The sequence below is a fragment of the Paenibacillus glycinis genome, assembly GCF_009909185.1.
In the GTDB taxonomy this organism is placed as follows: Bacteria; Bacillota; Bacilli; order Paenibacillales; family Paenibacillaceae; genus Paenibacillus_Z; species Paenibacillus_Z glycinis.
The window spans coordinates 116,978-141,266 of sequence record NZ_JAAAMV010000011.1; the positions used below are offsets into that span (position 1 = coordinate 116,978).

At 61.9% G+C, this 24,289-nt stretch carries 17 protein-coding genes; 11 read left to right on the plus strand and 6 right to left on the minus strand.

Annotated elements, in window-relative coordinates:
- Positions 1 to 144 precede the first annotated feature (144 nt).
- Positions 145 to 312 carry a hypothetical protein gene (locus GT019_RS15505; protein WP_161744097.1) on the minus strand — a complete coding sequence of 56 codons (168 nt, stop codon included), beginning with the start codon at positions 310 to 312 and terminating at the stop codon, positions 145 to 147.
- A gap of 156 nt (positions 313 to 468) precedes the next feature.
- On the opposite strand from GT019_RS15505, the gene GT019_RS15510 reads away from it, so the two are divergent.
- A complete protein-coding gene (locus GT019_RS15510; protein WP_161744098.1) occupies positions 469 to 1,359 on the plus strand; it encodes a LysR family transcriptional regulator in 891 nt (296 codons plus the stop codon).
- Between the two features lie 134 nt (positions 1,360 to 1,493).
- Here the strand turns inward: GT019_RS15510 and GT019_RS15515 are convergent, their stop codons facing one another.
- Entirely contained in the window at positions 1,494 to 3,806 is a 2,313-nt protein-coding gene (locus tag GT019_RS15515; protein ID WP_161744099.1) for a bifunctional diguanylate cyclase/phosphodiesterase, read from the minus strand.
- A gap of 232 nt (positions 3,807 to 4,038) precedes the next feature.
- Here GT019_RS15515 and add point away from each other — a divergent pair, with 232 nt between their 5' ends.
- From add to GT019_RS31980, 6 genes are all read left to right on the plus strand, one after another.
- Entirely contained in the window at positions 4,039 to 5,061 is a 1,023-nt protein-coding gene (add, locus tag GT019_RS15520) for an adenosine deaminase (RefSeq protein WP_161744100.1), read from the plus strand.
- 276 nt (positions 5,062 to 5,337) lie between these two features.
- A complete protein-coding gene (locus GT019_RS15525) occupies positions 5,338 to 6,402 on the plus strand; it encodes a ThiF family adenylyltransferase (protein ID WP_161744137.1) in 1,065 nt (354 codons plus the stop codon).
- Between the two features lie 298 nt (positions 6,403 to 6,700).
- On the plus strand, positions 6,701 to 6,901 hold the full coding sequence (locus tag GT019_RS15530) for a cold-shock protein (protein WP_025692494.1): 201 nt from the start codon (positions 6,701 to 6,703) through the stop codon (positions 6,899 to 6,901).
- A 203-nt stretch (positions 6,902 to 7,104) separates the two neighbouring features.
- Entirely contained in the window at positions 7,105 to 8,190 is a 1,086-nt protein-coding gene (locus GT019_RS15535; protein WP_161744101.1) for an AI-2E family transporter, read from the plus strand.
- A gap of 230 nt (positions 8,191 to 8,420) precedes the next feature.
- Positions 8,421 to 12,179 carry a response regulator gene (locus tag GT019_RS15540; protein ID WP_161744102.1) on the plus strand — a complete coding sequence of 1,253 codons (3,759 nt, stop codon included), beginning with the start codon at positions 8,421 to 8,423 and terminating at the stop codon, positions 12,177 to 12,179.
- Between the two features lie 128 nt (positions 12,180 to 12,307).
- Positions 12,308 to 15,013 carry a helicase C-terminal domain-containing protein gene (locus GT019_RS31980; protein ID WP_235948227.1) on the plus strand — a complete coding sequence of 902 codons (2,706 nt, stop codon included), beginning with the start codon at positions 12,308 to 12,310 and terminating at the stop codon, positions 15,011 to 15,013.
- A 23-nt stretch (positions 15,014 to 15,036) separates the two neighbouring features.
- Here GT019_RS31980 and GT019_RS15555 read toward each other — a convergent pair whose 3' ends face one another.
- Positions 15,037 to 15,507, minus strand: a complete 471-nt coding sequence (locus GT019_RS15555) for a GNAT family N-acetyltransferase (RefSeq protein WP_161744103.1) — start codon at positions 15,505 to 15,507, stop codon at positions 15,037 to 15,039.
- A 278-nt stretch (positions 15,508 to 15,785) separates the two neighbouring features.
- Here GT019_RS15555 and GT019_RS15560 point away from each other — a divergent pair, with 278 nt between their 5' ends.
- Together GT019_RS15560 and GT019_RS15565 are read left to right on the plus strand one after the other, a co-directional pair.
- Positions 15,786 to 16,298 carry a metallophosphoesterase family protein gene (locus GT019_RS15560; protein ID WP_161744104.1) on the plus strand — a complete coding sequence of 171 codons (513 nt, stop codon included), beginning with the start codon at positions 15,786 to 15,788 and terminating at the stop codon, positions 16,296 to 16,298.
- Positions 16,282 to 18,285: a GTP-binding protein gene (locus GT019_RS15565; RefSeq protein WP_161744105.1), complete on the plus strand. Its 2,004-nt coding sequence runs from the start codon at positions 16,282 to 16,284 to the stop codon at positions 18,283 to 18,285. The genes GT019_RS15560 and GT019_RS15565 overlap by 17 nt, the downstream gene beginning before the upstream one ends.
- A gap of 175 nt (positions 18,286 to 18,460) precedes the next feature.
- On the opposite strand, the gene GT019_RS15570 is transcribed toward GT019_RS15565, so the two are convergent.
- Both GT019_RS15570 and GT019_RS15575 read right to left on the minus strand, forming a co-directional pair.
- Positions 18,461 to 19,249, minus strand: coding sequence for a hypothetical protein (locus GT019_RS15570; protein ID WP_161744106.1), 789 nt, complete (start codon positions 19,247 to 19,249; stop codon positions 18,461 to 18,463).
- Between the two features lie 163 nt (positions 19,250 to 19,412).
- Positions 19,413 to 20,288, minus strand: a complete 876-nt coding sequence (locus GT019_RS15575) for an SDR family oxidoreductase (protein WP_161744107.1) — start codon at positions 20,286 to 20,288, stop codon at positions 19,413 to 19,415.
- Between the two features lie 150 nt (positions 20,289 to 20,438).
- Between GT019_RS15575 and GT019_RS15580 the strand changes: the two genes are divergently transcribed.
- The gene (locus tag GT019_RS15580) at positions 20,439 to 21,425 is read left to right on the plus strand and encodes a helix-turn-helix transcriptional regulator (RefSeq protein ID WP_161744108.1); all 987 of its coding nucleotides are present in this window, start codon (positions 20,439 to 20,441) and stop codon (positions 21,423 to 21,425) included.
- A gap of 392 nt (positions 21,426 to 21,817) precedes the next feature.
- Here the strand turns inward: GT019_RS15580 and GT019_RS15585 are convergent, their stop codons facing one another.
- Positions 21,818 to 22,867 (minus strand): NADH:flavin oxidoreductase/NADH oxidase, encoded by a 1,050-nt coding sequence (locus GT019_RS15585; protein ID WP_161744109.1) that lies wholly within the window; start codon positions 22,865 to 22,867, stop codon positions 21,818 to 21,820.
- A 188-nt stretch (positions 22,868 to 23,055) separates the two neighbouring features.
- On the opposite strand from GT019_RS15585, the gene GT019_RS15590 reads away from it, so the two are divergent.
- On the plus strand, positions 23,056 to 24,174 hold the full coding sequence (locus GT019_RS15590; protein WP_235948231.1) for a nitric oxide synthase oxygenase: 1,119 nt from the start codon (positions 23,056 to 23,058) through the stop codon (positions 24,172 to 24,174).
- Positions 24,175 to 24,289: the final 115 nt, after the last annotated feature.

Consider the following 24,289-nt stretch of genomic DNA (forward strand, 5'->3'; position numbering starts at 1 on the left):
CGTATTCGGGCGTCATGGCGCCATGGCCCTGAAAACGCAGAAAACGCCGCTTCCCGTGTACGTCCCGTACAGGAAAGCGGCGTTATTCATCTGATACTAAGCGGCGTTGTCGGCGTCGGTCGATGCTTTGGCTTCGGCGGCTGCTCATGCGAACAATGCCGTCATTAAGGCTTGCATGCGCTTGATCATGCCTTTATGACTGATTGCTCTGGTCTTGCTCGGGGTTTCCAGTTTCCATTGCTCGGCGGCCAATTTTTGAAGTTGTTTTTCCTTCATGTCGGCCAGGTTTTGATGCACGTAATGGTTCATCATTGCGGTTCACGCTCCACAGAAAGTTTTATTGCAGATCTGGAACTCATTGTCTTTCACTGCCAAAGAAATATTATCATGTACTTCGGCATAGCAGTTATCTATAATAATCGATGATTGCAATCGGTTTTTCCGATGCTAGAAACGGAGTTGACGGGCATGGACATTCAGCATTTCCTTACGTTCCGCGAGGTGGCCAAATGGCAGAATTTCACGAAAGCGGCCGAGCAGCTCGGCTATGCGCAATCAAGCGTGACGACGCAGATTCAGAAGCTGGAGCAGGAGTACGGCGTCGTCCTGTTCGAGCGGTTCGGGCGGCGGATGCGCTTGACCCAATCCGGCGAGCAAATGCTGGTTTATGCCAACCAAATCTCCGATTTGTTCCGGGAGTCCAAGTCGGTTATCGGCAAGCAGGAGGGCGGCATGTTATGCCTGTCGACCATCGAAACGATGGCCGCCTTCTTGCTTCCGAAGTATTTGCACCGGTTTCGGCAGGTGTTTCCCAATATTCAGGTTATGCTTGAACCGGCCCAGGAGGAGCGCGTCAAGCAGTCGATCCGGGATGGCGAGGCGGACATGGGCATCCTTCTCAATGAACCGTTGTCGGACCCGGAACTGGACAGCATCATCATTCGTCGGGAAGAGATGGTCGTCGTGGCGAACAAAGACCATCCGCTCGCGGGGCGGGACGTTGTGGAGTGGGGGCATCTAAGCGGAGAGTCGTTCGTCATGACGGAGCAAGACTGCACCTATCGCGACACGTTCGAGCGGGAGCTCAGGACGAGGCAGATTCCGTACCGGCGCGCCTTCGAGCTCGGCAGCATGGAAGCCATCAAGCAGTGCGTCTATTATGGGCTCGGAATCGCGTTGATCCCGAGAATCGCCGTGTTGGCCGAACTGGAGAAAGACCTGCTCTGCACGCTGCCGCTCCGCATGGAGAACCTTTCCTTCTACACGCAGCTGGTCTATCACAAGCGCAAATACATGACGCCGTCCATGAAATACCTCATCCAGCTGCTGACGGAAAGCCCGCAGACGCAGCTGGCCTAAGCCTGCGCGTTCGCATGAAGAAACCGCCCCACGGAGGGCGGTTTCTTGTTCTTGCCGAAGCTGCTTCTATTCAATGTCAACAAGTCGGCCAACGTCCGGGGAGGAACCCTTTCGCTTTGCCGGGGATGCCGTCCTTACGCCGCGTTCGGCCCGTGCTCCCGCAAAATCCGCGCCATCGCGGCTGCCGGCTGGGGCGGATAGTACAGGTAGCCTTGAATGTCGTTGCAGCGGTTGTCCTGCAGGAAATCGAGCTGCTCCTGCGTCTCGACGCCTTCCGCGACGATGGTCAGGTTCAGATGGCTCGCCATCAGCAGCATGGCGAGAATGATCGCCTCGTCCTTCGGTTCCTTGCGGATGCCGTTCACGAACGAGCGGTCGATCTTGATTTTGTCGACGGGCAGCCGCTTCAGGTAGTTAAGCGACGAGTAGTGGGTGCCGAAGTCGTCGATGGAGATCGTGATCGCCAAATTGCGCAGCTCCTGCAGCGTCAGTGAGTTGTCGTCGCGCATCGCGGTGTTCTCCGTGATCTCCAGCTCCAGATAAGCGGGATCGAGTCCGCTCTCGGCGAGAATCCCCTTGATCTGGTCGGACAGCCGGTTGCGCTGGCCGAACTGGCGCGCGGACAGGTTGACCGCGGTCCGCACGGGCGGCAGCCCGGCGTCCTGCCACGCTTTGTTCTGGTGGCATACGCTGCGGAGCACCCATTCGCCGATCGGCTCCATAAGCCCGCTTTCCTCGGCGATCGGGATGAACAGCGACGGCGGGATGCTGCCGCGCTTGGGATGGTTCCAGCGGATGAGCGCCTCGAGGCCGACGATGCGTTTGCTCTCGATCTCGATCTGCGGCTGGTAGTGGACCTCGAATTCGCCGTTGTCGAGCGCGCGCCGCAGGCTGTTCTTGATGTAGATCTTCTCGTCGGCGTTCGCGATCAGCGAGTCGTCGTAGAGGCGAAAATTGTTTTTGCCTTCCTCTTTGGCCCGGTACATCGCGGCATCCGCGTATTTCATCAGCTGGGCGGCGTCATCCCCGTGGTCGGGGAAAAGCGTGACGCCGATGCTGGCCGTGACGAAGTAGTCGATATCGTTCAGGACGAAAGGCTGCTGAAACAGGTCGACGACCTGCTGCGCGGCCTCCTGCAGCTGGGCGGCGTCCGCGATCGCCGGCAGAATGATCGTGAATTCATCGCCGCCGATGCGCGAGAACAGCTCGTCCTCGTGCAGCAGGCCAGACAGCCGGCAGCCGACCTCCTGCAGCAGCAAATCGCCGCAGGCATGGCCGAGCGTGTCGTTGATCAGCTTGAATTGATCCAGGTCGAGGAACAGCAACGCGAACGATTGGCCTTGGCTGCGGGCCAGCGCGATCGTCTCCTCCAGCCGCTCCTGAAAGTACGTCCGGTTGTACAGCCCCGTCACCGCATCGCGGTAAGCGACCTGCCGAAGCTTCCGTTCGCTGTGCTCCAGCAGCGTGTTCTGTTGGCGAAGCTCGTCCTCCGTCGCGATCAGCGCCCCGTAAGTGGCCTCCAACCGCTGATTGGCCTCGGTGAGGTGGACGGTGCGGTCCTTGACCATCCGCTGCAGGTTCTGGCGCTTGGTCAGCAGCACATACAGCAAGTAATTCAGCAATACGAGCACGAGCAAACCGCTCAGCGCGGTAATCCGCACGCGCGCATCGATGGCGTTCAGCTTGGCCTTGCCCGGCCGCGCGGCGAGCTCCCAGCGGCTGCCGGCCACTTCGATCGCCGCATGCACGGACGAATCGGCAAATAGATCGCTCCGCCCGAAGATCTGTCGGTCTCCTGCTCGGACGGCCATGTCGATGCCGCCGTCTCCTGCAAGGCCTGCGTCGCCCAGCATCGGCGGGATGTCCAGCACGACGGAGACGAAGCCCCAGAACCGGCCCTCGTCGAAGACGGCCTGGCGGGAAATCATGCCGAGACCGCCGTTCTTCAATGTCATGGGGCCGAGTACCGACGGGCCGCCGCTTGCCTTGGTCTGGTCCGCGTTCTGCCGGATGGCGGGGTCCGGGCTCGCGAACAGGTTCATGCCGAGCACCGATTCGTTCGATCCGAGCGGGTAGATGAACTTCGCGATGCCGTCCGGATACATGGCCAAATACCGCACGCCGGTCGTCGAGCCGATGAAGCTGCCGGCAAAAGTATCGAAGCAGGCTTGATCCAAGGTCCGTCCTTCCGCGAGCGTGGCGTTGACGTATGCCTTGAGGCCGTCCGCGAGGAGCAGGCGGCGTTCCAAGGTAAGCTTGAGCGAGGCGGCATGCGTATTCAGCATGGCGGAGGTCTCTTGCCGGACCTCCTTGCGCAGCATATGGTTATAGGCGTCCGTAATCCACCAGAAACAGACGCCGACGACGAGCGTGACAACGAGCAAAATCAATCGGATTTTGCGGGGATGCGTGAAGCGTGCTTGGGACGCCTTGGGCCAACCGTGCATGTGCGGGCTCCTTTCAAACAAACGGAAAGTTCTGGAAATGATCGGCTCTTGGTACTATTTCGGCATAAATCGACAAATTCCTCCAAGGATTGCTAGATTCGGCAAGCGCGAGTTGAAAAAGCCGGCCAAGACTACGCTAACGGCTGCGGCCGGAAAAGATTCCCGGCAGGTTTCCGCCTTCCCGCGGGCGAATAGAAGAGATAATCTTCGCGAATAAAGGAGTGAGCCGCCAATGAATCAGTGGCATTTGCTGCCCAAAGTCGACCTTCACGTTCACCTCGACGGAAGCCTGCGGCCGGATACGGTCCTCGCGATCGCCGAGGCCGAAGGCATCGGGCTGCCGGTCTCGACCGAGGCGGAGCTCATTCCCTACATGCAGGTGGACGAGGAATGCCGCAGCCTGCCGGAGTATTTGAGCAAATTCGCGTTTACGACCCGTTTCCTGCAGTCCGGCGCGGCGCTGGAGCGCGTGGCGTTCGAGACGCTGGAGCAGGCGGCCGCGCACAACTGCCGTTATATCGAGGTGCGCTTCGCCCCTCAGCTGCACCGGCTTAATGGGCTGCACGCGGAAGAAGCCATCCATCACGTCATCGAAGGGCTGAAGCGCGCGGAGCGGCAGTTCGATATTCAGGGACGGGCGATCGCGATCTGCATGCGCAACCACGACCGCGCGGATAATTTGGCCGTGATCGAAGCGGCGGCCCGATACGCCGGACGCGGCTTGGCGGCGGTGGACCTGGCGGGCGACGAGTCGTCGTATCCGCCGGAGCTGTTCCGCGACGTCTTCGCGCTCGCGCATAAGCGCGGGCTGCCCGTCACCATCCATGCGGGCGAAGCGGGCGGAGCGGCCAACGTCTACGAGGCGGTCGAGCACCTGGGCGCGTCGCGCATCGGCCACGGCGTTCGACTGCGGGAGAACCCGGACGTGCTGCGTATGGTGCTGGAGCGGCGCATCCCGCTCGAGATGTGCCCGGTCAGCAACATCCAGACGAAGGCGGTGTCGGGCTGGGATGCCTATCCGATCCGGGAATACTTCGAGCAAGGTCTGTCGATTACGCTGAACACGGACAATCCGAGCGTCTCCGGGACGGATATCACGCGGGAATACCGCATCGTCGCCGAGAAGTTCGGTTTCACCGACCGGGAGCTGGCCGTCCTGATCCGCAACGGAGCGGGAGCGGCGTTCCTGGAGGACTCGGAGAAGAAAGCGCTGGTTCGGCGCATCGACGCGGAGCTGGCGGCATTGAATCTATAGCAAGAAGCGGCATGGCGCGCCGCGCAACCGTAACGCTAACCGTAGGCAACCAAGAACGCAGCTTTTGACCATCACCATCGCAACGTTAATCGCAACCTCTTCGATTCGCGGCGCTGCCAAGGATCTGAGAGTGCCGGCGCTGGAAACTTCCTTGGCAAGCAGGGGCCGTCCGGTCGACTTCGAGTGCGTTTCTCCTTTATACTTACGGAAAAGAACCATTCGGTTTGGCCGGATCGTCCGGCCGGGCGAGGGAGAGGAGCTGCGGGAAAGATGAGCATGGATACATCCGCTGCGGAGCTGCGGGAAAGCGAGGAGCAGGCGGATCGGGCGCGCCGGGAACGCTATTCGCGGCAAATGCTGTTCGCGCCGATCGGCGAGAGCGGGCAGCGCAGGATCGAAGCCGCGCAGGTCGCGATCGTGGGCATGGGCGCGCTCGGCACCGTCATCGCCAATCATTTGGCCCGGGCGGGCGTAGGGCGGCTGCGGATCATCGACCGGGATTACGTCGAGCGGAGCAATCTGCAGCGGCAAATGCTGTACGACGAGGACGACGTCTTGGAGGTTCGGCCCAAGGTCATCGCCGCGGAGCGGAGGCTGAAGCGGATCAACGGCGGCATCGCCGTCGAACCGATCGTCTCGCATCTAACGGCCGCCAACGCCGAGGAACTGCTGGACGGCGCCGATCTCGTCCTGGACGGCACCGACAACTTCGGCACGCGCCTGCTGCTGAACGACGTCTGCTTCAAGCACGGAATTCCGTTCATCTACGGCGGGGCCGTCAGCTCGAACGGGATGAGCGCGGTATTCGTTCCCGGCGAGACCTCCTGTCTGCGCTGCCTGCTCGGCAGCGGCGACAGCGCCGGGGATACGTGCGACACGGCGGGCGTGATCTCGCCGATCGTCGACATCGTCGCCTCGCTGCAGGCGGTGGAGGCGCTGAAGCTTCTCGTCGGCGCCGGCTCCGCGAGGCGGCAGGGCCTGCTGTCCATGGACATCTGGCGGAACGGCACGCTCGACATGAAGCTGCCTTCGCCGAGCCCGACCTGCCCGACGTGCGGGCTCAAGCAGTATCCGTCCCTGAACGCCGCGGACGCCGCGCTGCCCGTCACGCTGTGCGGCCGGGAGACGGTGCAGATCGGCGGGCGCCGGGGGCTTGATCTGGATGTACTGAAGGAGAAGCTGGCGCGTTCCTGCGCGCTGACATCGAATCCGTACCTGCTGAGGGCGGAGCTGCCCGAAGGCGAGCGGCTCGTGATCTTCCCCGACGGGCGCGTGCTCGTGCAGGGCACGGAGGATCTGGCGCGCGCGCAGTCGCTGTACGATCGTTACGTCGGCTCGTGATTCAAATTTTGGCGAATGGTGTATATAAATGCCAACGGTCGTGTATAATAGCAGAAGCAAGCGGTCGTTGGCTTCCGTGCGAATAACGGAAGAAACATCAAATTTATGTAAAGTCTTGTAAGCTCATTGCAATTCAAAATTAGATATGATACTATGGCCTTAGTCATAAAAGAACCTGAATTCACATATTGAAAAGGGTTGTCATTTTGTGAATGGTACCTTTTTCAATGTGTGATTTTTTTATTTCGCAAACACGAATAAAAAGTACATGTTAATTTAATTTTGGAGGTAATTCCCCATGCAAACAGGAACAGTTAAATGGTTTAACGCAGAAAAAGGCTTCGGTTTCATCGAAGTTGAAGGCGGCAACGATGTATTCGTACATTTCTCCGCAATCGTAGGCGACGGTTTCAAAACGCTTGACGAAGGCCAACGCGTTGAGTTCAACGTTGTTCAAGGCAACCGTGGACCACAAGCAGAAAACGTTGTAAAACTGTAGTTTTACCGTTTTCTTTCAGAAAGCCCTGCGCTTGCGCAGGGCTTTTTGTTTTGCCCGGACATGAGCCGAATCGAAACCGCATAGAATGAAACTCCACAAAGAAATCGACGAATGGCCGATACCTGTTTCAATCCATCGCTTAAGCGTTTAATAAAGGGGTAATGCATTGCAGTCCGTGGGGATAGATGCCGGGAGGTTTGGCCATGTCGGTTCAGAAAGGGTTTTTCCGGGTATGCCTGGGGATTATCGCCCTGCTGCTCATCGTATATTTGACGGCGAAGATCAGTTTTATCTTTCACCCGCTGCTGACCATCTTCAACATCCTGATCGTGCCGTTCATGCTGGCGGGCTTTTGTTATTATTTGCTGCGCCCGATCGTGAACGCGATGGTGCGGCGGCGCTTGAACAAAGTATTCTCGATATTGCTGATCTACGTGCTGGTCGCCGCGATCCTGGGATTGTTCGTCGCGGTCGTGTGGCCGACGCTGCAGACGCAGGTGGAGAATTTCGTGAAAGGCGCGCCGGATCTGATCGAGAGCTTCCAGCGGCAGTTGGACCGTTTGCAGGACAACCGCATGCTCTCCTCGTTCGTCGACAAGGACACGGACGTCAGCGCGAAGCTGTCGGAATATTTGAACGACGCGATCACGGCGGCTTCCAATTACGTGTCGAACATCGTGTCGATCGTGACCAATTTTTTCATCATCATCGCGACGGTGCCGATCATCCTCTACTATATGCTGAAGGAAAGCGACCATATCCCCACTTCGATCCTCCATGTCATTCCGCGGCGGTACCGAAAGGACGGGAAGGACGTGCTGGCGGATATCGACTCGGCGCTCAGCGGTTTCATCGTCGGGCGCGTCATCATTACGTGCCTGCTCGCGATCATGCTGTACGTCGGATTTCTGATCATCGGGCTGCCGTATTCGCTGCTGCTGGCGATCGCGGCGTTCTTCCTCAACATCATTCCGTACATCGGGCAGTTCTTGGGCGCGATCCCGACGATCATCGTCGCCTTCACCGTGTCGCCGACGATGGTGTTCTGGGTCGTCGTGGTGACGCTGATCGCGCAGCAGATCGAAGGAAACGTGCTGTCGCCGAGCATCTACGGCAGACGGCTCGACATCCATCCGCTGACGACGATCGTGCTGCTCTTGGTGGCGGGCGAGATCGCCGGCTTTCTCGGCATCATTTTGGCGATCCCGGCGTATATGGTCGTCAAGATCATCGTGGTGCGCGTCTATCGGCTGTTTCTGGCGGAGAAGGTAGAAGAGTTGGTCGATTAGCGGCTTTGAAGCGACGGTTCATGGTACGATGGACCGTTGCTTTTTTTGCGCGCGGAGCGGAGCGGAGCCGTAGAGGCGGCAGCGCGATTCGTGCATGGATCGGCTGCCTATTGAGCGCGTTCGCAAGCCTTCAACCGGCGTGTATTCCGCTAGAATCGATTGTGCTAGAATTGATAGCATACAAACAATAGCCATGCTAATTGCAGTGAAGACGCTGGAGGGCGAAGGTAATGCGGAACAAAGTTAGATTCACGGTAAGATCCAAAATCATTCTCGGATATCTCGTCGTGTTGATCAGCGTGGGGATATCGATTGCCATATTGGACGGCCGCATGAACTCGATGGACAGGGAGATCGATTTCATCAACAGCCACGACATGGCGGTGCATGATCTGGCGAATCAGATCGACAGCCGCGTGCTGGACATGGAGACGGGGCAGCGCGGGTATGTCATCACGGGAGACGAGTCCTATCTCGATCCGTACACGACGTCCCGCGCGGAGTGGATGGAGATTTACAGCCAGCTGTACCAGCTGGTCGCCGATAACCCGGGCCAGCAGGCGAATTTGCGGGCGATCAGGGCGAACGTGGAGAAATGGATCGAGGTCGCCGGCGACCCCGTCATCGCGGCGAAGAAGGAAGGCGACACGGCGCAGGTCGCGCAATTTTTCAAGCTGGACGAGGGCAAGAAGATCATCGATACGCTGCGCTTTCAGCTGGGCGATTTCCTGAACGTCGAGAAGGGGCTGACGCAGCAGCGGATCGACGACCTGGACGAGAAGAACCGCAGCTTCAAGATCGGCCTGTATATCGTGCTGTTCATCGTCACCGTGCTGGCAGTCGTCGTCTCCCTCGTGATATCGGGCACGATCGTGCGGAGCATCAAGCAGGTCATCAAGGCGATCAACGATATCGCGGCCTCCGACAGCAGGCAGAAGCTTAACCGGATCGAGGTCAGGACGCGCGACGAAGTACGGGATCTGTGCGAGGCGACGAACGGGCTGCTGGAGACGCAGGAGAAAGCGAACTGGCTTCAATCCGGCATCGCCGAGATTGCCGTCGCCAGCCAAGGCGCCTCGCACGTGAACGAGCTGGCGCAGGCGTTCATGGCGCGGACGGCGCTGCTGCTGGGCGCAAGCTACGGCGTCTTCTACGTTCGCGAGGGCGACAAGCTGATCCGCGGCGCCTCGTACGCCGCGGACGGCTCGCCGCTCGGCGCCGAACAATTTGCCATGGGCGAAGGCGTCGTCGGCCAAAGCGCGTTCGAGAACCGGGTGTTCCTGCTGGACGGGTTGCCCGAACGCCATGTCCGGATTACGACGGGACTCGGCGACTCCGAGCCGGCGAGCATTCTCGTCTTTCCGATCGAATTCGACGGACGGGTCGAGGGCGTGGTGGAGCTCGCTTCGCTGCATCCGTTCTCGCCGCTGCACGTGCAGCTGATCGAACGGAGCAGGGGAAACGTCGGCACGGCGCTGAACAACGTCAAGGCGCAGATGGAAGTGGCGCGGCTGCTGCGAGAATCGCAGATGCTCACCGAGGAGCTGCAGGCGCAGACGGAAGAGCTGCAGCAGCAGTCGGAGGAGCTGCAGACGCAGTCCGAGGAAATGTTCGCGCAGCAGGAAGAGCTGCGCGCCTCGAACGACGCGCTGAAGCGCTCGGAGGAGCGGATGCAGCGCCAGCAGGAAGAGCTCGAGGAAAGCAACACGGAGCTGGCGAGGCGTTCGCGGCGCCTGGAGGCGCAGATGCGCCGTGCCGAGGCGTTCAACGTCCAGATCGAGGAGCAGAACTCGACGTTGGCCAAGCAGGCGAACGAGCTGGCGACGGCATCCCGGTACAAATCGGAGTTCCTGGCCAACATGTCGCACGAGCTTCGGACGCCGCTCAACAGCCTGCTCATCCTGTCCCAGATGCTGGCGGACAACAAGCCGGGCAATCTGCTGCCGAAACAGGTGGAATTCGCGCATACGATTCATTCCTCCGGCACCGACCTGCTTCGCCTGATCGACGAGATCCTCGATCTGTCCAAGGTGGAAGCCGGACAGATGAAGATCGAGATGGAGCAGGTGTACCTGAGCGATATCCGGGAAAGCATGCGGCGCGCTTACGAGCCGCTGGCCGCCAAGAAAGGCATCGCCTTCCAAGTGGACATCCAGCGCGATTTGCCGGCGTCGGTCTTCACGGACGGACACCGCCTGCAGCAAATTCTCAAGAACCTGCTGTCCAACGCGTTCAAATTCACGCATCGGGGCCATGTCACGCTGCGGATGCACCGGCCGCAATCGCACGGTACGCCGGCGTCTGCCGTCGGCGGCACGGAAGGCGCCTTGGGAATAGCCGGTCCGGATGCTGCGTTCCGGCCGAGCGGACCGGACGGTTCGGACGAAACGGGCGGCGTGGTCGCCTTCTCCGTGATCGACAGCGGGATCGGCATTCCCGCCGGGAAGAAAGAAATCATCTTCGAGGCGTTCCAGCAGGCCGACGGCTCGACGAGCCGCAAATACGGCGGGACGGGACTTGGGCTGACGATCAGCCGCGAATTGTCCGCGCTGATCGGCGGGCATATCGCGATCGAGAGCGAGGAAGGGGCGGGCAGCGCATTTACGCTGTACCTGCCCGAACGATTCGGCGAATCGGAGGTTGGCGTTCGTCCGGAGCTGGCGGAAGCCGGAGCCGCGGCCGAGACGCGAGAGGCGGCCGTCAAGCCGGAAGCCGCCAAGAAGGAAGAACTGCTCGCGCCGAGCATCGAATGGACGAGCCCCGACCTGCTGATGCCATCCTCGCTGGAAGACGACCGCGATGCCATTCAAACCGGGGACCGCGTGCTGCTGATCATCGAGGATGACGTGCGGTTCGCGAAGATCCTGCTCGAGATGGCCCGCGCGCGGCATTTCAAGGCATTGGTCGCATTGGAAGGCGACAAGGGCCTCGCGCTCGCCAACGCGTACAAGCCGGATGCCATCCTGCTCGATATCCAAGTGCCGGTCATCGACGGCTGGTCCATCCTGGAGCGGCTGAAGCAGCATTCCGAGCTGCGGCATATTCCGGTTCATGTCATCACCGTCGTCGACGAGCCGCAGAAGGGGCTGACGATGGGCGCGCTGGCGTTCCTGAAGAAGCCGGTGAACAAGACGCATATCGAACAGGCGCTCTCCCGGGTGGAATCGTTCATGGACCGCGATTTGAAACGGCTGCTCATCGTCGAGGACGACGACGTGCTGCGGAACAGCATGGTCGAGCTCATCGGACATGACGACGTGCTGATTACCGCCGTGGCGACCGGCGCGAAGGCGCTCGCGGAGCTGGGGCGGGAGCATTTCGACTGCATGGTGCTGGATCTGGGCTTGTCCGACATCTCGGGCTTCGAGCTGCTCGACACCATCCGCAAGTCGGAGCATCTGAAGCAGCTGCCGATCATCATCTATACCGGCAAAGAGCTGGACATGCGCGAGGAGCTGGAGCTCAAGAAGTACGCGGAGAGCATCATCATCAAGAACGTCCGGTCGCAGGAGCGGCTCTTCGACGAGACGGCGCTGTTCCTGCACCGGGTCAAGGCGAACATGCCGGAGGACCGCCGGCAAATCCTGGAGCGGCTGTACGACAACGAGACGGCTTTCGAAGGCAAGAAGCTATTGCTGGTAGAGGACGACATCCGGAATATTTTCGCCTTGTCCAACGTCCTTGAATCGTACAACATGCGGATTTCATTCGCCGAGAGCGGCCGCGAGGCGCTCGAGCTGCTGGAGCGGGAGCCGGATTTCGATCTGATTCTGATGGATATCATGATGCCCGACATGGATGGCTACGAGGCGATGAGGGCGATTCGCGCCATGCCGCGCTTCGAGAAGCTGCCGATCATCGCGCTGACCGCGAAAGCGATGAAGGAAGACCGCCAGCGCTGCCTGGATGCCGGCGCTTCCGATTACATCAGCAAGCCGATCGAGATCGAGAAGCTGCTTTCCCTGCTTAAGGTATGGCTGTACACGTAAACCGCGGCCTCCGCCGAAACGATTGCACGCCAAGCGAACTCGCGGCGGGCTACGGCGGGACTTCATCCCGGACGCGATTGCTGGTACAATAGAGGAACGAATGTTCCGGCGGGAGGTGGAGGCGCGCGATGAATCCTAGAATCCAGCTCTCGGTGCGCGCGCTGGTGGAATACGCGTACCGGAGCGGCGACATCGAATCCGGCTTCCGGGCGGTCACGGCGCTGACCGAAGGCACGAAGGCGCATCAGCGCGTGCAGAAGCAGTACGGCGAGCAGGACGAGCGGGAAGTATACGTCAGCGCGGAGATCGTCATGGACGATCTCCTCTTTGTCGTGGACGGCCGCTGCGACGGGCTGCTCGCGGGCGGCGAGGAAGGCGCGGTCGTCGTCGACGAGATCAAGTCCACCTCCGGCCGGCTGCCGGACGGGATGGCGGAGACGTATCCCGTCCATTGGGCGCAGGCCAAATGTTATGCGTATATGATCGCGGCGGATCGCGGGCTGGATGCCGTCACCGTGCAGCTGACGTACGTGCAGGTGCAGAGCGAGGAAGAGCGCCGCTTCCGCCAGGATTGGACGCGGGAGGAGCTGGAGCGCTTCCTGGACGAGATGCTCCGCGCCTATTACGCCAGCGCGCTGCAGCAGGCGCGCCATGCCGAGGCGAGGGACCGCAGCATCAAGGAGCTGCCGTTTCCGTTCGACGCGTACCGCGAGGGACAGCGCAAGCTGGCGGGCGCGGTGTACCAGAGCATCGCGGACGGGCATAAGCTGTTCGCGAAGGCGCCGACGGGCATCGGCAAGACGATCTCGACGATCTTCCCCGCGGTCAAGGCCATCGGGGAAGGGCTGCTCCAGCGCGTCTTGTACCTTACGGCGAAGACGATCGCCCGCGCGGCGGCGGAGGACGCTTATGCGCTGCTGCAGGACAAAGGGCTGCGCCTGCAGGTCGTCACGCTGACGGCCAAGGAGAAGATCTGCTTCCGCGAGGAGGTCCGGTGCAGCAAGGAGCACTGTCCGTTCGCCGACGGGTATTACGACCGGATCAACGCGGCGCTGCTCGATTTGCGCGCCAACGAGACCTTGATCACGCGGGGCGTGATCGAGACCTATGCGCGCAAGCATCGGGTATGCCCCTTCGAATTCTCGCTGGACGCGGCTTACGGAGCGGACGCGATCATCTGCGATTACAATTACGTCTTCGATCCGCGCGTGAATCTGAAGCGCATGTTCGACGAGCAGAAGCGGCGTACGGCGGTGCTCGTCGACGAGGCGCATAACCTGGTCGACCGGGCGAGGGACATGTATTCCGCCGAGCTGGAGAAACGCGCATTTCTGGAGGTGCAGCGCGCGAGCAAAGGCGTGCATGCCGGCGTTCATCGTTCGGCCAAGGCCGTGAACGATTACTTGCTCGCGCAGCGCAAGCGGATCGGCGAACCGCAGCGGGAAGCGGTCGCGGAGCAGCCGGCGGAGCTCGCGGCGCTGGTGGAGGCGTTCGTCGCCGAGGCGGAGCGCGTGCTGACGGGATCGGGAGGCGCGGGGCCGGCCGGGATCGCTTCATCCGAGCAGCGGTATCAGGGGACGATGAGTCAAGGCGATCTGCTGGAAACGGAGGAGAGCGTGAGCCTTTCGGAGGCCGGCGATGCCGCCGGTGGCGACGGGCTTGAGCGCGGCGGTCGTCGGGCAGGGGAGGCCGGTGCCCGCGGCTCGCGCTCCGAGGGCTTCCTCGTCCGCCAACCGGACGATGCAAGCCAGTTCGTCCGTGAATCGGACGATGCGAGTCATGTCCGGGCCGAAGCGGCAGGCGCCGTCGATCGCGGCGGTACCCCGGTTCGCGCAGGCGGGAGCTCCGGGGAGGCGGACGGTTCAAGCGGGGGAGAGGAAGCGGACCATGCGGAACTCGCCGTCGGCATCGGCGCAAGCCCCGTCCCGGGCGGTCCGGAGCTGCTGGAGCTGTACTTCGCCAGCCAAAATTTCGTCCGCGCGTCGAAGCTGTACGACGAGCGGTACGTGACGTATATCGAATGCGCGCGAAGCGAGGTGCGGGTCAAGCTGTTCTGCCTGGATCCGTCGCATCTGCTGCGGACGATGGGCAAAGGCTACCGCTCGACGGTGTTTTTCTCGGCGACGCTGACCCCGCTGCCCTATTACATGGACATGCTCGGAAGCGACGGCGAGGCGGATTATTCCGTCGTCATTCCGTCGCCGTTCTCGCGTGAGCAGCTGGACGTGTTCATCAGCCCGATGTCGACGCGGTACCAGGACCGGGAGCGGACGAAGGAGCCGATCGTGTCGCTGCTCGGCCGGATCACGGCGGAGCGGGCGGGCAACTATTTATTGTTTTTTCCCTCTTACGCGTACATGGAGGATGCTTACGGGCGGTTCATGGCGCTGCGGCCGGAAGCCGAGGACGGCAAAGGAACGAAGGTCATCCTTCAGGCCGCGCGCATGACGGAAGAAGAACGGGAAGGGTTTCTGGCCGCCTTCCAAAGCGGCTCCAGCCAGCGGGTGATCGGATTCGCGGTGATGGGCGGCATATTCGCCGAGGGGATCGATCTGGTCGGGGACCGGCTGACGGGCGTCGCCGTGGTCGGCGTCGGGCTGCCGCAGGTCGGGTTCGAGCGGGATATCATGAAGGCGTATTTCGACGGGACGGGGCGCAACGGCTTCGATTATGCGTTTCTGTTTCCCGGCATGAACAAGGTGCTGCAGGCGGGCGGGCGTCTCATTCGCTCGGAGCGGGACCGGGGCGTCCTGCTGCTGATCGACGACCGCTACCTGCAGACCCCGTACAAGCGGCTGCTTCCGCAGGAATGGCTGGATTACACGATCGTATAAGGGCGGCGCGCAGCATGCAGCCGCTACTCGCTTTCGGCCAGCGACTTCTCGTAGACGTTGACCCAGAAGCCGTCGATGACGGAGGCGCCTTTGTGGGCGTAGCCGTTGTTCAGGAACAGCTTCTTGGCGCCGAGCTGGTTGGTCAGCGCATCCAGGTAAATGTGGCGGAAGCCGAGCTCGCCTGCCCGTTCCTCCAGCTTGGAGAGAAGCTGCTGGCCGTGGCCGCGCTGCTGGAAATCGGGATGAACGCGCAGCCGCTTGATCTCGGCGGTATCGAAGTCGAGCTTCTTGAGGCCGCCCATGGCGACGACCATGCCGTTCTGCGTCGTGCCGACGAGAAATTCGCCGCCGCCGGATAAATACTGCTCCTCGATATGGAAGATATCGTGGTAATGCTGATGCGTCGGCTCGACGCCCGCGGCGGCGATCACGAGCAGATGCAGTCTCCAGAGGTCGTCGTGGTCCGCGGTGGAGTAGCGGCGGATTTTCAGCATCGCAATCTCTCCTTCACTGTGCCGGAATGGGTGAATACGATATTATGTAATATAATCTAACATATACTTCCGCGTGAGGGAATGATTTTTCCGTATGCAGGTGGTTGAAAAGCGTTCGGTTCGCTAATGATGGTAAATTCGTGTCAGGTCTTGTCCATGAGAACGGTTTCTATTGAACCGGGGACGTTTTTGCACAATAATGAAGCTAATAAGCGCCATGGGCGCCGGTCGGATAAGGACGGCGCTTCACGGCGAAACGGCGAAGGAGTTGAGCTGCCATGAAGGTTGTCGTGGTGTCCGATACGCATATGACGCGGATGGCCAAGAAGCTGCCCGATCGGCTCGTTCGGGAGCTGGCGGACGCGGATGCCATCTTGCACGCGGGCGATTGGATGACGATGGCGGTCTGGGACATGCTCCGCGCTTACGCGGACACGGACGGCGTGACAGGCAACAACGACGGGGCGGATATCGAGAAAAAGTTCGGCCACCGCAAGGTCGTCACGCTCGGCGGCGTGCGGATCGGCCTCGTTCACGGGCATGTCGGGACGGGAAAGCGCGAGGATACGGAGACGAACGCGTTCAAATCGTTTCCCCGCGGGAGCGTCGACGTCATCGTCTTCGGCCATTCCCACGTGCCGGTCAAACGCGAGCGGGACGGGGTGCTGATGTTCAATCCGGGGTCGGCGGCGGACAAGCGCAGGCAGCCGAAGTATTCCTTCGGCATTTTTACGATAACGGGAGGCCGGCTGGTTCAAGCGGAACACATCTACTATGACGATAAAAGCTGAACATGCGGGAATGCTGCGCAACGTGGGCATCTTCGCCCATGTCGACGCGGGCAAGACGACGACGACCGAGCAGATGCTGTACCAGAGCGGGCATATCCGGGCGCTCGGCAGCGTCGACGCGGGCACGGCGCAAACGGATTGGATGGACGTGGAACGGGAGCGGGGCATCTCGGTGCGCGCGGCGGTGACGCGTTTTGCTTGGAAGGACACGCCGATCAATCTGGTGGATACGCCGGGGCATGTCGATTTTCTGTCCGAGGTGGAACGTTCGCTGCGCGTGATGGACGGCGCGGTGCTCATCGTCTCGGCGGTGGAGGGCGTGCAGGCGCAGACGGAGATCATCTGGCAGGCGCTGCGCGAGCTGGGCATTCCGACCTTGATCTACGTGAACAAAATGGACCGCATCGGCGCGGACGCCGCGCGCGTGCTCGCCGAGCTGCGCCGGCTGCTGTCGCCGGGGATCGTGCCGGTCGCGGCGCCGATCGGCGCGGAAGCGGAATTTGCGGGGACGATCGATCTGCTGGATCTGCAGGCGGTTGCCGCGAATCCTTGGGCGGATTCCTATCGGCAAGAAGCGTTGGAAGCGGCGGCGGAACAGGACGAAGCGCTCCTTGAAGCTTACCTGGAGGGCCGTCCTCTGGATAACGGGCGGATCGCGGAGGCGCTCGCGGCGGGGGCGCGCGGTTCGTCGTTGTTCCCGGCGCTGTTCGGCGCCTCCAATCGCGGCATCGGGGTGCGGGAGTTGATGGATGCGGTCGTGACGTACCTGCCTGCGCCTTCCGGATCGGAGTCGGCGCCGGTCGCGGGCGTCATTTTCAAGATGGAGCGGGATCCCGTCATGGGCAAAATCGCGTACGTGCGCCTGTACGAAGGCATTATCCGCAACCGCGATATCCTGCATAACCATTCGCGCGACGCGCAGGACAAGGTTACGCAGATTCGCCGGGTGCACGGGCAGAAGTCGGAGGATATCGGCGTGCTGGCAGCGGGCGACATCGCGGCCGTGTACGGGCTGAGCCGCGCGCGCATCGGCGACGTGCTGGGCTCGCCGGAGGGCGTGCCCGGAGAGAAGCGGCTCGCGGTGCCGCTGTTGACCGTGCAGGTGCAGTGGGCCAGCGAGGCGGATTATCCTGCCGTCGTCGCGGCCTTCCAGGAGCTGGCGGACGAGGATCCGCTGCTGGATCTGCAGTGGCTGCAGGACGAGCGGGAGCTGCATCTGAAGGTGATGGGGCCGATCCAGATGGAGGTGCTGACCTCGATTCTGCTGAGCCGCTTCAAGCTCGCGGTGTCCTTCGGCGCGCCGTCGGTCATCTATAAGGAAACGCCGGCCTCGGCGGGCGAAGGGTTCGTCGCGTACTTGGCGCCGAAGCCGTGCTGGGCGATCCTGCGGTTCGTCATCGAACCCGGCGAACGGGGCAGCGGCCTCGTGTACAAGTCGCTCGAGCGGAACGAGCGTTTGCTGGAGAGCTACCAGAACGAGGTGGCGCGGCGCGTGCCGGAGGCGCTGCAGCAGGGACTGCGGGGCTGGGAGGTGACGGATCTGTCCGTGACGCTCGCGGAGGGCGAGCACCACGTCTGGCACACCCACCCGCTCGACTTCGTCATCGCGACGCCGATGGGCATCATGAACGGGCTCGCGAACGTCGGCACGAAGCTGCTGGAGCCGATGCTCCGCTTCCGCATGTCGGTGCCGGAGGAATTCGGCGGCAAGATCATGAACGAGCTCGTCGTCCTGCGCGGCGAGTTCGAGGCGCCGGTGCTGCGCCAGGAACGGATGGAGCTGGAAGGCCTGCTGCCCGTCGCGACGACGCTGGATTTCCCGGCGCGGCTCGGGGCCATGACGAAAGGCCGCGGCACGCTTACGACCTTCTTCGCCGGCTACCGCGAGTGCCCGCCGGACGTCGACGTCTCGCGCCAACGGCGCGGCGTCAACCCGCTGGACCAAGCGAAGTACATTTTGGCGGTGCGCAATGCGATGAGCGGGTAAGGGTTCCGGCAGCGCCGGGGTTACGCGAACGAATGCCGTAGGTTAAGCAAGCATCTTCGCGGAGGCGTGTTCGCAGAACCAACGAAAAAGCGACGGCAATGGATGAACTGGCATCCTTGGCTGTCGCTTTTTCGTGTACGATTCGGTCGCGTATGGCGGCCGCGCCGAGCTCCTGTCAAACCTTCGCGATCTTGCTCGGGTTATTGATCTTATACGGCACCGGATGCTTGGTCAGCTTCTTCGCGACGATCTTGGCTTCGAACGTGAGCGTGTCGCCGACCTCCAGCTCGAATTTCTTGAGCGTGTTGCTGTAGCTGGACCATGCGTCGCCAAGCTCGAGCTCCGGCTCCGCCATCGCGACGTTCCCGTAAATGATGACTTCGTCGTCTTCCTCGGCGAAATGGTTCGGCACCGTGGTGAATTCCTTGACGACCGCGGTCAGCTTGACCTTCTCCTCCGGGAGCTGCGGCTTGGAGGACTTTTTCTTGGCGGGCTTGTCCGCGGGCGACGCGGGCTGAGCGGCCGCGCGGGGCTTGTCCGCCGGCGCGGTCTCCGCCGGAGCCGCCGCGACCGCAGCCGCGGGGGCGCCAGCTTCGCTCGAGGCATCTCCGTCCGCGCTCGCGGCCGTTCCTTCCGAAATCGGGCCGGACTCATCCGGCTCGGCGCTGCGCTGATCCGTCGCCGAGGACGTGCGCTGCCCGTAGGTGGACGCCTGCATTTCTTTCAGCAGCGAAGGGTGGATGAGGTGCCGCTGCTTGTTCTCGAATTCGATGACCGCCGTCATGAAATCGACGAGGCCGATAATGGCGCAGGGCATGCTGCCGCTGCCCCGTTTATAGACGAACGCCTTGGATTTGACCGCCTTGTCGGACAGCAGTCCCCATACCTTGCATTGCTCGATCAGCGCCGCTTCGTCCGCGAAAGCGTCGAAGGCGCCCGGCTCGATCGTAAAGTTGTGTTCCATCCGATACCCAGCCTTTCCGATTCGATGTGATTAGCACCAGTTTATCATGTTTTGCCGGCAATGCGAATGTCGGCGGGAGGACCGAGGCAAAGAGAATCGCTCCAAGAGATGAAAAAGGCTCCCCGGTCATGATTGAAATGACCGCGGAGCCTTCAGGCGCGCCTTATTTATAAAATCCCTGTTCTTCCGCGTAGCGGCCCCAATGTGGCTTGCGTCCGTCGACGTCTTCGATGCCGTAGTCGTCGGACAAGCCCCAGGAGGTGAAGATCCGGCCCGATTTGCCCATCAGATCGGGGTCCGCGGCCAAAGCGGCGATGCCCCGCCCGACGAAGAACGGGGTCTCCGATTGGAGAAAATGCGGGTCCTGGGCCGCCGCGTCCCGCCAATTCGCTTCGGTAACGCCGAAATGATCCAGCATCTCCTCCGAGCGCAGGAAGCCCGGCGTGACCGCCGCGGCCGCAACCCCGTGCGGGCGCAGCTCCGCCGCTTGGGCCACGGCCAAGTGGATAACCGATATTTTGGCCAGGCTGTACGGCAGGTTGCCGCGGTACCGGTAGTCGAAGCCGTCCGTGATTTCCAAGACCAGCCCCGATTCGCGCCGGACCATCAGCGGTACGCCGTAACGGCTGGTAATCATGTGGGAATGCACGGCCCGCCGCTGCATCAGCAGCGCTTTGTCCAGCGAGCCCTCCCAGAAAGGCGTTCCCCACTCGGTCAGCGATTCGCCGCCCCACACGTCGTTGACGAGAATATCCAGCCGTCCGCCTTGCTCCGCGTCCACCCGTTCGAACAGCGCCTTCACGTCCTCCGGGACGGTATGGTCGACCCGTACCGCGATGCCGCGTCCGCCCTGCTGCGTCACGAGCTCCGCCGTTTCGTCGATCGTCTCCCCGCGCCCGAGATCGGACGGATTGCCGCGCACGCTCCTGCCCGTGGCGTATACGGTCGCGCCCGCGGCGCCCAGCATCATGGCGATCGCCCTTCCGGCGCCGCGCGTCGCGCCCGCGACGACGGCGACTTTGCCTGCTAATGGTTTCATGGTTAGGCTGCCTCCTTGGAACAATGAATTTTGATGAATCGTTGCCGCATGCATGACATATTCAAGACGTTTCCAGTATAGCCTTCAAACATGACAGCTATTGTCTTATTCGCATGCTACAATGAAAAACAATCGGAAAGGAGGCGGAGCATGCGCGCGGATCGGCTGTTGGCGGTATTGGCATTGCTTCAAGCGCACGGCAAAATGTCGTCGAAGGAAATCGCGGAGGAACTCGAGGTATCCGAACGGACGATCCATCGGGATATGCAGGCGCTCGGCATAGCCGGCATACCGGTGATCGCGGACCGCGGGAACGGCGGGGGCTGGTCGCTGCCGGAGGGGTATCGCAGCCGGCTGACGGGGATGACGGCGGGGGAAATATCGTCGCTGCTGTTCATGCAAACGACGAGCGTCGTGCAGGATCTCGGGCTGGCGGACAGCACGCGCACGGCGATGAACAAGCTCATGTCCGCGCTGCCGCCCGATATTCGCCGCGATGCGGAAATCGCCCGCGAGCGCATCCATGTCGACGGCGCGGGTTGGCGGAATACGGGGCCGCGAGATACCGGAAGCGCGCATCTGGCCGTCGTGCAGGAGGCGGTCTGGGCGGCAAGAAAGCTGCACATGGTCTATCGGCCGAACGACGGGGGACCCGGCACGGATAAGCTTATCCATCCGCTTGGCCTCGTCGTGAAGTCGGGCGTCTGGTATGTCATGGCGCTATCCGGGCCGGAGGAAGAGATGCGGACGTACCGGGTTTCCCGGATGCGGGAGGCGCGGCTGTCGCCCGAATCGTTCGAGCGTCCGCGGAGCTTTGACCTTGCCGCCGCGTGGGACGCATCGCTGGTTCGTTTTCGCGACAGGCTTCCCCGTTACGAGGCGAACGTGCGTATCGCGGCCACCGCGTGGAACCGGTTCAGCCAAGAAAGGTACGTTACGATTGAATTCCATGCGGACGTAGGGGACGATTGGGTGGAAGCCGCGGCGGCATTCCATACGCTGGAATCGGCCGTCCAGATTATGCTCGGGTACGGGAGGCAGTCGCAAGCGCTCGCGCCGCAGGAGCTGCGGGAGCGAATCGCCGAAGAAGCCCGGGCGGTCGCGGCGAGCTATGCGGCGATGACAGGTCGGGAATGATCCTGAACATATCGCCCGGGACGATCATGTCCGCGACGCGGCAAGCTATGCGGCCATGACAGATCGCGAATGATACTGAACATTTCGCCCGGGATGATCATGTCCGCGACCGCGGCGTCAGCGTTCCGGCCGAAGCTGACCGAACGGGCAACTCTCGGGATCGTCGCCAGCGTTCCGCGCGTTGCCGCACGGCTCTTCGGTGCCATAAAGCACGCCGGGAGAAGCGCGCGGAAAATCCTAGTCCGCGCTCGTCTACTACCTGAAGGTGGTTGTCGGCGAGGCCGGATGCACCGAGAGGGCCGCATGAAAGCGGCAACTCAAAAAAAACGGGACGAGGCGGAGGATATCCGCTTCGTTCCGTTTGTCAGTTGCGGGGGCAGCTGCCAGCGCGATTAATACCCGCGCTTGTAGGCGCGAGGAATAAGCTCGGCCGATCCCGCAGCGGCTTCTTTGTCCGCCGCGACCGCCTGGATGGCATGCAGCGGCCAATAAGGGTCGCGCAGCATGCCGCGTGCGACGGCGACGAGATCCGCGTCGCCGTGGGCCACCGTGGCGTCGGCGAGCTTCGCGTCGTCGAGCTGACCGACGGCGATGACCGGCACGTCCAGCGCGGCCTTCAGTCCGCGGGCGAGCGGTACCTGATAGCCGGGATATACCGCCGACCCTTGAGCGCCGACCGGTCCTTCCCCGCCGCTCGAGACATGGAACAGATCGGCGCCGGCATCCCGGTAGCGGCGGAAAATTTCAAGGCCGCGGGCCAGGTCGTAGCCGCCCTCGGCGTATTCCGCCGCGGAGACGCGAATGATGAGGGGCATATCCGGCGGCATGACGCTCTTGACCGCTTGGATGACTTCGCTGCCGAACAGCGCGAGGTCCCGGCCGTATTCGTCCGCGCGGTTATTGACGAGCGGCGAATGGAATTGGTGGATGAGATAGCCGTGGGCGCCGTGCAGCTCGATCGTATCGACGCCGGCTTCCACCGCGCGGCGGGCGGCGTCTCTAAACTTGCCGACCATGGCGCGGACTTCCTCCGTGCTCAGCGCTCGGGGCTTGGGAGAAGACGCGCTGAACGGGATGTCGGACGGGCCGACCGGCTGCGGCGCATCCTGGGCCTTGCGTCCGGCATGCGCGATCTGAATGCCGACTTTCGCGCCATGCTTGTGGACCTCCGAGACGATGCGGGCGAAAGCCGGCGTATGCGCGTCCGACCACAAGCCGAGACAGTTGTCCGTGATGCGGCCGTCCGGCTCGATGTCCGTCATTTCTATTAGAATAAGGCCGGCGCCGCCGACGGCGCGGGAAACATAGTGCACGTAATGCCATTCGTTCGGAATGCCGTCCTCAGCTTCGACCGCGTACTGGCACATAGGGGCCATCACGATTCGATTGCGCAGCGACAAACCTTTCAGTTCATAGGGGGTGTAAAGCCGGTTTCGATTCAAGCCGCGTCACTCCTTTATCGTCCCGATTTGTATTCGCATGGCTGAAAGGGCCATCTATCCGGTATTATAAACCTTGTTACTTACGAATTTAAAGTATAAATAATTAAATCGCTTACTTACCGAGAAATCATCCGGCGAATCCGGTATAATAGATCATATGATCAACGAAGCGGGCAGGGATTACAACTATGCGAAATCAATCGATGGCCGTCAGCTGCCGCGCGCTGCTGCAAGAGGCCGAAAATTTTATCTATCAGTACGGCGGCGAGCTCGGCGTTCCGAGCGCCGAGCTCGAAGCGCGGATCGCGCAGGTCAAGGCCGAGCTCGAAGCAACCGGGACGTATACGCATACGTCCGAGGAGCTGGCGTACGGCGCCAAGCTGGCTTGGCGCAACAGCAATCGCTGCATCGGGCGGCTGTTCTGGGAGTCGCTGATCGTGCAGGACGCGCGCGCGGCGGCGACGGAAGAAGAGATCGCGGACGCCGTATTTCGCCATATCGACTACGCCACCAACGGCGGGAAAATATTGCCGACGATCACGATCTTCGCGCCTTCGGCCGATGCGGAGCGGCCGCGGATCCGGATCTGGAACGAGCAGCTGATCCGGTACGCCGGCTATCGCCAAGCGGATGGCACCGTCATCGGAGACCCGGTCTCGGCGGAGCTGACGGCGACCTGCGAAGGGCTGGGCTGGCGCGGGGCAGGCACGGCCTTCGACGTGCTTCCGCTCGTAATTCAGGCGGACGGCCGCCCGCCGCGCTGGTTCGAGGTGCCCCGGGACAGCGTGCTCGAGGTGCCGCTCGTCCATCCGGATCTCCCTTCCTTCGGCGAACTGGGACTGCGTTGGTATGCCGTGCCGTTCGTGTCCGGGATGCGGCTCGAGATCGGCGGCCTGCATTATACCGCGGCGCCGTTCAACGGCTGGTACATGGGCACGGAGATCGGCGCGCGCAATCTGGCGGACCCTTTCCGCTACGACATGCTGCCGAAGCTGGCCGCGCTGATGGGCTTGGACACGTCGCGCGAAGCCACGTTATGGCGGGATAGGGCGCTCGTGGAGATGAACGTCGCGGTGCTGCATTCGTTCAAGGCGAAGGGCGTGACGATCGTCGACCACCATACGGCGAGCAAGCAATTCGCGTTGTTCGCGGAGAAGGAGCGGCAGCGCGGCCGCACGCCGACGGGCCGCTGGTCGTGGCTGATTCCGCCGCTGTCGCCGGCGACGACGGGAGTCTTCCATACGCGTTACGACGATACGGAGAAGAAGCCGAATTATTTCTACCAGCCGGCGCCCTTGGGAGGTTGAGTCGGATTGAAGCGATGCTGCCGATCTAAGCGATCCGCGGCGGATGCAACCTATATTGCGAATCGGATATGCGCGCGAGTCCAGCAGGAGCTGCCGCCGGTCAGGGCAAGATGAC

Bases quoted from the DNA above. Each gene is read 5' to 3' on its own strand.
- GT019_RS15505 (WP_161744097.1), bottom strand. From the start codon at position 312: ATGATGAACCATTACGTGCATCAAAACCTGGCCGACATGAAGGAAAAA.
- GT019_RS15510 (WP_161744098.1), top strand. From the start codon at position 469: ATGGACATTCAGCATTTCCTTACGTTCCGCGAGGTGGCCAAATGGCAG.
- GT019_RS15515 (WP_161744099.1), bottom strand. From the start codon at position 3,806: ATGCACGGTTGGCCCAAGGCGTCCCAAGCACGCTTCACGCATCCCCGC.
- add (WP_161744100.1), top strand. From the start codon at position 4,039: ATGAATCAGTGGCATTTGCTGCCCAAAGTCGACCTTCACGTTCACCTC.
- GT019_RS15525 (WP_161744137.1), top strand. From the start codon at position 5,338: ATGGATACATCCGCTGCGGAGCTGCGGGAAAGCGAGGAGCAGGCGGAT.
- GT019_RS15530 (WP_025692494.1), top strand. From the start codon at position 6,701: ATGCAAACAGGAACAGTTAAATGGTTTAACGCAGAAAAAGGCTTCGGT.
- GT019_RS15535 (WP_161744101.1), top strand. From the start codon at position 7,105: ATGTCGGTTCAGAAAGGGTTTTTCCGGGTATGCCTGGGGATTATCGCC.
- GT019_RS15540 (WP_161744102.1), top strand. From the start codon at position 8,421: ATGCGGAACAAAGTTAGATTCACGGTAAGATCCAAAATCATTCTCGGA.
- GT019_RS31980 (WP_235948227.1), top strand. From the start codon at position 12,308: ATGAATCCTAGAATCCAGCTCTCGGTGCGCGCGCTGGTGGAATACGCG.
- GT019_RS15555 (WP_161744103.1), bottom strand. From the start codon at position 15,507: ATGCTGAAAATCCGCCGCTACTCCACCGCGGACCACGACGACCTCTGG.
- GT019_RS15560 (WP_161744104.1), top strand. From the start codon at position 15,786: ATGAAGGTTGTCGTGGTGTCCGATACGCATATGACGCGGATGGCCAAG.
- GT019_RS15565 (WP_161744105.1), top strand. From the start codon at position 16,282: ATGACGATAAAAGCTGAACATGCGGGAATGCTGCGCAACGTGGGCATC.
- GT019_RS15570 (WP_161744106.1), bottom strand. From the start codon at position 19,249: ATGGAACACAACTTTACGATCGAGCCGGGCGCCTTCGACGCTTTCGCG.
- GT019_RS15575 (WP_161744107.1), bottom strand. From the start codon at position 20,288: ATGAAACCATTAGCAGGCAAAGTCGCCGTCGTCGCGGGCGCGACGCGC.
- GT019_RS15580 (WP_161744108.1), top strand. From the start codon at position 20,439: ATGCGCGCGGATCGGCTGTTGGCGGTATTGGCATTGCTTCAAGCGCAC.
- GT019_RS15590 (WP_235948231.1), top strand. From the start codon at position 23,056: ATGCGAAATCAATCGATGGCCGTCAGCTGCCGCGCGCTGCTGCAAGAG.